Genomic DNA, 6,776 nt, shown 5'->3' on the forward strand with positions numbered 1-6,776 from the left:
CCGCCTCGGTGTCGGTGACGACCCCGGGGGTGATCTGCCAGATCCCGCGGATCTGCCGGCCGTCCGCCGACTCCCAGACCACCTTCCCGGTCACCTCGGGCTTTCCGGAGACGATCTGCTCCGGGTCGAGCGGCTCGGGCGTGAGGTCGGCGTCGGGTACGTGTAGGGCGAAACTGTGCGTCATGCGGCGACCCTAGCCGGGGCCGGGGGCGCGGCACCGCCGACAGAGTGTGGGGGATCGGCGCCGGCGCACGGACACTTCGTCGCGGTCCGCGGTGAAGTGGCGGGGGCGGACGGCCCGGGTGATCGTTGAGGGGACCGTCTCCGTACGTCCGCGAAGAGAGCAGCTCATGGCCGACAGCACGGCGGCCGTCCCCGGGCGGTCCGGACACGACACCCCGTCCCTGATGCTGTTCGGCGGGGTCTACGGCGCCGTGGTGGCCAGCGCCATGGTCGCCGCGCTCACCGAGTACGGGCACAACTCGGCGGCCGACCGCCGCTACGACGCCGCCTGGCTGCTGGTGACCGCGTTCGCCTCCGTGCTCGCCCCCGGCTACTCCCACTACATCGCCGAGCGCGGCCCCCACCTGCGCCGGCAGGCCCTGCGCGCCCTGGTCGGCGAGTGGCCGCTGGTGGTCGCCATGCTCGGGCTGCTCGTGGTGGTGGCCAACGCGGTCATCAAGTGACGGTCGCGCGGTGAGTGCCCGTGAGCGCCCGTGAGTGCCTGTGGACAACAGTGCAGACAAAATTGTTGACAATCTTGTTGGACCAGATTTACGTTCGACTGGCACTCACTCAGGGAGGGCACGATGCCGAACCAAGCCCGTCCGAGCACCGGGGAGCAGGCCAAGCAGCACGCGCTCGCGCAGCTGCGGCAGGCGATCCTGCACGGCGAGATGGCACCGGCTCAGCGGCTGGTGGAGAACGAACTCGCCGAGCAGTTCGGTGTGACGCGGGCCAGCATCCGCGCGGCGCTGATCGACCTGGAGGCCCAGGGCCTGGTCGAGCGGATCCGCAACCGCGGTTCGCGGGTGCGGGTGGTGACCGTGGAGGAGGCGGTCGCCATCACCGAGTGCCGCATGGTGCTCGAAGGGCTGTGCGCGGCCAAGGCGGCCGTCGCGGCGAGCGACGAGCAGCTGACCGAACTCGCGGACCTCGGTGCGGCGATGGAGAAGGCCGTGGCCGACGGCGAGCCGGTCGTCTACTCCGAGCTCAACCACGAACTGCACGCCCGCGTCCGGGTGTTCTCCGGCCAGCGGACGGCCGTGGAGCTGCTGGAGCGGCTGAACGCCCAACTGGTGCGTCACCGCTTCCAGTTGGCGCTGAGGCCGGGGCGTCCGCAGCAGTCCCTGAGTGAGCACCTGGCCATGATCGAGGCGATCACTGCCAGGGACCCGCAGGCGGCCGAGGCGGCCGTCCGCGCCCACCTCACCAGCGTGATCGACGCGTTGCGCGACTGACGCGTTGCGCGACTGACGCGTTGCGCGACTGACGCGTTGCGCGACTGACGCGTTGCGCGACTGACGCGTTGCGCGACTGACGCGTCGCGCGACCGGCGGGTCGTGTGACCTGCGCGGGGGTGGTGGGCGCACACCTGTCCACCAAGGAGACATGAGCAATGACGCACGCAGGCGCCCACGCCCCCGAGCTCTCGGCTTCTCCCCCAAGTTCTCGACTTCGCTCGAACAGGGGGGACCCCCATCCCCACGGTCGACACTCGTCGTCACCGCCCACGCCGGGGACTTCGTGTGGCGGGCGGGCGGAGCGATCGCCCTGGCCGCCTCGCGCGGGGAGAAGGTCACCATCGTGTGCCTGACCTTCGGTGAGCGCGGTGAGTCGGCCAAGGCGTGGCGCGAGGGGAGGACGCTCGAGGAGATCAAGGCGATACGCCGGGAGGAGGCCGAGAAGGCCGCCGCCACCCTCGGTGCCGAGGTGCGTTTCTTCGACGCCGGCGACTACCCGCTCGTCGCCACCCCCGAGCTCACCGACCGACTCGTCGCGGTCCACCGGGAGACCCAGCCCGACGTGGTCCTCACCCACCCCGTCGAGGACCCGTACAACGGCGACCACCCGGCCGCCAACCGCATGGCGCTGGAGGCCCGCGTCCTCGCCCAGGCCATCGGCTACCCGGGCCCCGGAGAGATCATCGGTGCCCCGCCCGTCTTCTGCTTCGAGCCCCACCAGCCCGAGATGAGCGGTTTCAGGCCCGAGGTGCTGTTCGACATCACCGAGGTGTGGGAGACCAAGCGCAAGGCGATGGAGTGCCTGGGCGCCCAGCGGCACCTGTGGGACTACTACACCGACCTCGCCGTCCGCCGCGGCGTCCAGCTCAAGCGCAACGCCGGCCCCAACCTGGGCCTGCCGCACAGGACCATGGCCGAGGCCTACATGCGCCCCTACCCGCAGATCGCGAAGGAGCTGGCATGAGCGGCGTCATCGTCACCAACCCGCCGAAGGCCGGCGTCGAGGACGTCGACGCGCTCGCCGGTCACGGCGTGGCCACCGTGCACGAGGCGATGGGCCGCACCGGACTGCTGCCCACCCGGCTGCGCCCGATCCAGCAGGGCGCACGGGTCGCCGGCACCGCCGTGACCGTGCTGTCCCGGCCCGGCGACAACCTCATGATCCACGCCGCCGTCGAGCAGTGCGGCGAGGGCGACATCCTGGTCGTCGCCACGACCTCGCCCTCCACCGACGGCATGTTCGGCGAGCTGTTCGCCACCGTGCTGCGGCGGCGCGGGGTGCGCGGCCTGGTCATCGACGCGGGCGTCCGGGACACCGCCGAGCTGCGGGAGATGGGCTTTCCCGTCTGGTCCGCGGCCGTGTCCGCGCAGGGCACCGGGAAGGCGACCGGTGGATCGGTCAACGTACCCGTGGCGATCGGCGGCCAGGTGATCCGGCCCGGCGACGTGATCCTCGCCGACGACGACGGCGTGGTGGTCGTACCGCGCGAGCGGGCCCGGTGGGCGGTCGAGGCCTCCGAGGCCCGGGAGAACAAGGAGGCCGCCTCCCGCGCCGCCTTCCTTCAGGGCCAACTCGGCCTGGATCGCTACGGGTTGCGCGACACCCTCGCGAAACTGGGCGTGACGTACCAGTCGTACGACGACCACGTGCGGGCCGGAGCCGGGTCGTGAGCGGAGTCGAGGAGGTCCGCTGCGTGCTCATGCGCGGCGGCACCTCCAAGGGCGCCTACTTCCTCGCCGAGGACCTGCCCGCCGACCCCGCCGCCCGTGACGAGCTGCTGCTGCGGATCATGGGCAGCCCCGACCCGCGTCAGATCGACGGCCTGGGCGGCGCCCACCCGCTCACCAGCAAGGTCGCGGTGGTCTCCGCCTCCGCCGACCCCGAGGCGGACGTGGACTACCTCTTCCTCCAAGTCGCCGTGGAACAACCGGAGGTGACTGAACGTCAGAACTGCGGCAACATCCTCGCCGGAGTCGGTCCGTTCGCCGTCGAACGCGGACTGGTCGCACCCGGGGACGGCGAGACGTCCGTACGGATCCGGATGCGCAACACCGGGGAGTCGGCGATCGCCACCTTCCCCACCCCGGGCGGGCGCGTGGACTACACCGGCGACGCCGGGATCTCCGGGGTGCCCGGCACCGCCGCCCCGGTGATGATCGAGTTCCCGGCGGCCGACAGCCCGCTGCTGCCCACCGGCAACGTCCGGGACACGGTCGCCGGCACCGAGGTGACGTGCGTGGACAACGGCATGCCGACCGTGCTGATCCCCGCCACGGCCCTGAAGGTCACCGGCTACGAGAACCCCCGGGACCTGGAGGAGGACCTGGCCCTCGCCGACCGGCTGCGCGAGATCCGGCTGAAGGCCGGCCGGCTCATGGGCCTGGGCGATGTGGCGTCCGCCACCGTGCCCAAGCTGACGCTGCTGGCCCCGCCCCGCGAGGGCGGTGCCGTCACGACCCGCACCTTCATCCCGGTGCGCTGCCACCGCTGGTCGGTGTGAAGTCCGCGCAACCGTGGCACGGTTGCGCGGCGGTCGTACATGCGGTCAGGCCGGAGGGCTCGGGATGCCGCGGCATCCCGGCGCGGCCGGGGACCGGGAGGGGAAAACGCACGGCGCAGGCAGGGGCGGCTGCGGAGGTCGGGCATGCCCGCTGCACCTACCGGCTGCGCGTGCCGCCAGTGGCCCGAGTGGCGCTGGAGGCGGAGCGGGCGCGCCGGCGGTGGAGCGCGCGGCGAACGGGGTACCCGTCGCACCGAAGGTGTGGCGCGAACTGACGGAGTGCGCGGCCGGATTGGGGGTCACCCCGCCCGAACCGGCGCTCTCCGCCCGACACACCGCCGCACGCCGTCGGCTGTGGGAGGGGGACGGCCGGCGGCGTGCACCCGCCGGCCGCGGTCAGGACGGTCGCCGCGCACCCGGCGTCCCGGAGTCCCGGCGCCGGGCAGGGAGGCCGAATTTTACTTGAGTAAGGCAACTATGTGGTAAACTCCGGGTTATGCCCACCTCATCGTCGCCCACCGTACCGGTCTCGTCAGAAGTGGCCGAGATCGAGCGCGCCCTGATGCGCATCACCTACCTGAGCACGCGGGCCCGGCAGCACGAGAGGCTGATGGGCCTGGCGGGCGTGCCGCTGGACCGCGCGGCGGTCGCGCTGCTGCGCCAGATCGCCGACTGCGAGCCGCAGCGGCCGGGCGAGCTGGCCAACCGCCTCGGCGTGGAGCCCTCCCACGTGACGCGTACGGTGCAGCAACTGCAGAAGTCCGGCCACGTCACCCGCGTCCCCGACCCCGACGACCGCCGGGCCCAGCGCATCCAGCTCACCGAGGCGGGCCGGGACGCCATCACCCGCGTACGCGAGGCCGGTGCCCGCAGCATGCAGCTGGCCCTGGCCGACTGGTCCCCCGAGGAGCTGCGCCGGCTCGCGACGCTGTTCCACCGCATGGTCGACGACTTCTTCGCGTACGCCAAGGACGTCGACAGCGAACCGGAGGCCCACGAAACCGCGAAGGCCCGCATGCGGTAGGGTTTACCTGCACGTTCACGCGGACACCGCACGAACGCGCCGGGACGTGGCGCAGCTTGGTAGCGCACTTGACTGGGGGTCAAGGGGTCGCAGGTTCAAATCCTGTCGTCCCGACTCGGAAGAGTCGCAGGTCGAGGGGCCGTTTCGGAGTGATCCGAAACGGCCCCTCGATCATTTTTGAGGACCTGACGGGGACCACGGCCCCCTTGACCGCATCAGCGGACGGTGACCGACGTGGCGCGGCCGTGGCGGTTCATGTGGGTGAACAGCCACGCGATGTGATCGGGATGGAGCTTGATGCAGCCCTCCGACTTGTAGTCCTGAGGACCTTCCCAGCGCTCCGAGCTGTCCCGGCCTTTCGGCGGTCCCTGCTTTCCGTCCTTCGTCATCTCACTGTGAATGAAGAGGGCCGACCGGACGTGCTTGCCCGTGTGGCAGGCCCGGTTGGGAAGGCCGATGGCGTAGCCCTTGATGATGCCGTTCCGGTTGCTCTCGAACGAAGTGGGCTCGTACGTCCCGTTGGGCAGCCAGCCCTTCCTCACCGCGCAGTCGTTCCTGTGCAGTGCCCCCTCCTTGGTCAGCTTTCCCTTCGAGTGGTCCGCCGCCGTCCCCAAGCCGGATCCGGCGCGGAACGTGTTGACGATTCTCTTCCCGTCGTAGACCCGTAAGACCGAATCGGACGGGTCCTTGGCGTTCTTCACGAACTCCAGCGTGACGCGGGAAGCCGCATGAGGAGCGAGTGCCGAGTTCGCGTCCGCCGCGGGAGCGGTCACCGCGGTCAGGGCGGCAAAAGCGATGACAGAAGTGAGGCAACGCGCAGCGGACTTACTGGACGAGGTCATTCAATTCCCTGGCTTTCAGGCCCTTCAGTCGCGAAGGGAGCACATGAACGGCGAAGCGGCAGGTGATCGTGTGGGCCGCTTTGATCAAGGATCTCCGGCTCCCGGACAGGCAAGGAGGTGAGGAGAAGCGCAATAACACCAAAGAGTGAGGGTGAGGCGGAAGGACCGATGGTGTCTCCATCGACGCGGACACGGTGGCCGGGCCGCGGTCAGGCGGCCCCGAACGCCGAGAACGCCCACCCCGTCGCCTGGTGCGTCGCGTCGCCCGCCACCGCGGCCCGCGCGTCGCGCAGTGCCTCGGCCAGGCAGAGGCCGGCGTCCAGGCCCTTGTGCAGGGCGAGCATCAGGGGGACCACCGCCTCGTCGTTGACCGGCGCGCTGCAGGCCACCACACCGGCGGTGCCGAGCGGCAGCAGCGCCGTGACCAGGCCGAGGAGTTCGTCGGCGCCGACCGAGGCGAACCGGGCGGTGTCGCAGCAGGAGAGGATGATCCGGTACGGGCTGCTGTGCAGTCGTTCGAAGTCGTGCACGATCAGCGGGCCGTCGGCCATCGACAGCGACGAGAACAGCGGGCTGTCCGCGCGGAAGGTGCCGTGCGCGGCGATGTGCGCGAGCGCGGCCCCGTCCAGCTCCCGCAGCACGCGCGAGACGTGCGCGTCCGCCTCCTCCAGGACGGTCGGCGTGCCGTACCGGCCGGCCAGCTCGGGCACCTCCGCGCCGCCGGTCGCCAGCCCCGGCCCGCGCACCAGCACCCGGCGGCCGCCCGGCGGCGGCTCGGTCTCACGGGCGCGGAGCCAGCTGCTCGCCGACGGCGACACGCTCAGCACCCGCTCCCGCAGCGACGGCAGCAGCGCCCACGGCACCCGGTGCAGCGAGCCCGGGGGCACCACCACGACCGGCCCGGAACCCAGGTGCCGGGCGGCGGGTCCGAGCAGCAGCTCCTCCA

Annotated in this window: 7 protein-coding genes, 1 tRNA gene and 2 pseudogenes; 7 read left to right on the forward strand and 3 right to left on the reverse strand. The window is 71.5% G+C overall.

What is annotated here, in order from left to right; all coding sequences use genetic code 11:
- Window positions 1-184: pseudogene (locus RH94_RS43920) on the reverse strand (cupin domain-containing protein); the annotation flags it as partial.
- Between the two features lie 166 nt (window positions 185-350).
- On the opposite strand from RH94_RS43920, the gene RH94_RS19520 reads away from it, so the two are divergent.
- From RH94_RS19520 to RH94_RS19555, 7 genes and pseudogenes are all read left to right on the forward strand, one after another.
- On the forward strand, window positions 351-686 hold the full coding sequence (locus tag RH94_RS19520; protein ID WP_073948827.1) for a hypothetical protein: 336 nt from the start codon (window positions 351-353) through the stop codon (window positions 684-686).
- Between the two features lie 123 nt (window positions 687-809).
- Window positions 810-1,460: a GntR family transcriptional regulator gene (locus RH94_RS19525; protein WP_073948828.1), complete on the forward strand. Its 651-nt coding sequence runs from the start codon at window positions 810-812 to the stop codon at window positions 1,458-1,460.
- Between the two features lie 151 nt (window positions 1,461-1,611).
- Window positions 1,612-2,427 carry a PIG-L deacetylase family protein gene (locus RH94_RS19530; protein WP_234425881.1) on the forward strand — a complete coding sequence of 272 codons (816 nt, stop codon included), beginning with the start codon at window positions 1,612-1,614 and terminating at the stop codon, window positions 2,425-2,427.
- Entirely contained in the window at window positions 2,424-3,134 is a 711-nt protein-coding gene (locus tag RH94_RS19535) for a 4-carboxy-4-hydroxy-2-oxoadipate aldolase/oxaloacetate decarboxylase (RefSeq protein ID WP_073948830.1), read from the forward strand. Before RH94_RS19530 ends, RH94_RS19535 begins: the two co-directional genes overlap by 4 nt.
- Window positions 3,131-4,239: pseudogene (locus RH94_RS19540) on the forward strand (PrpF domain-containing protein). Before RH94_RS19535 ends, RH94_RS19540 begins: the two are co-directional and overlap by 4 nt.
- Before the next feature lie 221 nt (window positions 4,240-4,460).
- On the forward strand, window positions 4,461-4,988 hold the full coding sequence (locus tag RH94_RS19550; RefSeq protein ID WP_073948832.1) for a MarR family winged helix-turn-helix transcriptional regulator: 528 nt from the start codon (window positions 4,461-4,463) through the stop codon (window positions 4,986-4,988).
- 40 nt (window positions 4,989-5,028) lie between these two features.
- Window positions 5,029-5,102 (forward strand) — tRNA-Pro (locus RH94_RS19555).
- Window positions 5,103-5,203: 101 nt separating this feature from the next.
- Here the strand turns inward: RH94_RS19555 and RH94_RS19560 are convergent.
- Window positions 5,204-5,689 (reverse strand): L,D-transpeptidase, encoded by a 486-nt coding sequence (locus RH94_RS19560; RefSeq protein ID WP_158073072.1) that lies wholly within the window; start codon window positions 5,687-5,689, stop codon window positions 5,204-5,206.
- Between the two features lie 350 nt (window positions 5,690-6,039).
- Window positions 6,040-6,776: CHAT domain-containing protein (locus RH94_RS43925; RefSeq protein ID WP_234425882.1), on the reverse strand; the 737-nt coding region annotated here is incomplete at its 5' end.

Source organism: Streptomyces kebangsaanensis (assembly GCF_001906585.1).
GTDB classification, from domain to species: Bacteria; Actinomycetota; Actinomycetes; order Streptomycetales; family Streptomycetaceae; genus Streptomyces; species Streptomyces kebangsaanensis.

Bases quoted from the DNA above. Each gene is read 5' to 3' on its own strand.
- RH94_RS19520 (WP_073948827.1), top strand. From the start codon at position 351: ATGGCCGACAGCACGGCGGCCGTCCCCGGGCGGTCCGGACACGACACC.
- RH94_RS19525 (WP_073948828.1), top strand. From the start codon at position 810: ATGCCGAACCAAGCCCGTCCGAGCACCGGGGAGCAGGCCAAGCAGCAC.
- RH94_RS19530 (WP_234425881.1), top strand. From the start codon at position 1,612: ATGAGCAATGACGCACGCAGGCGCCCACGCCCCCGAGCTCTCGGCTTC.
- RH94_RS19535 (WP_073948830.1), top strand. From the start codon at position 2,424: ATGAGCGGCGTCATCGTCACCAACCCGCCGAAGGCCGGCGTCGAGGAC.
- RH94_RS19550 (WP_073948832.1), top strand. From the start codon at position 4,461: ATGCCCACCTCATCGTCGCCCACCGTACCGGTCTCGTCAGAAGTGGCC.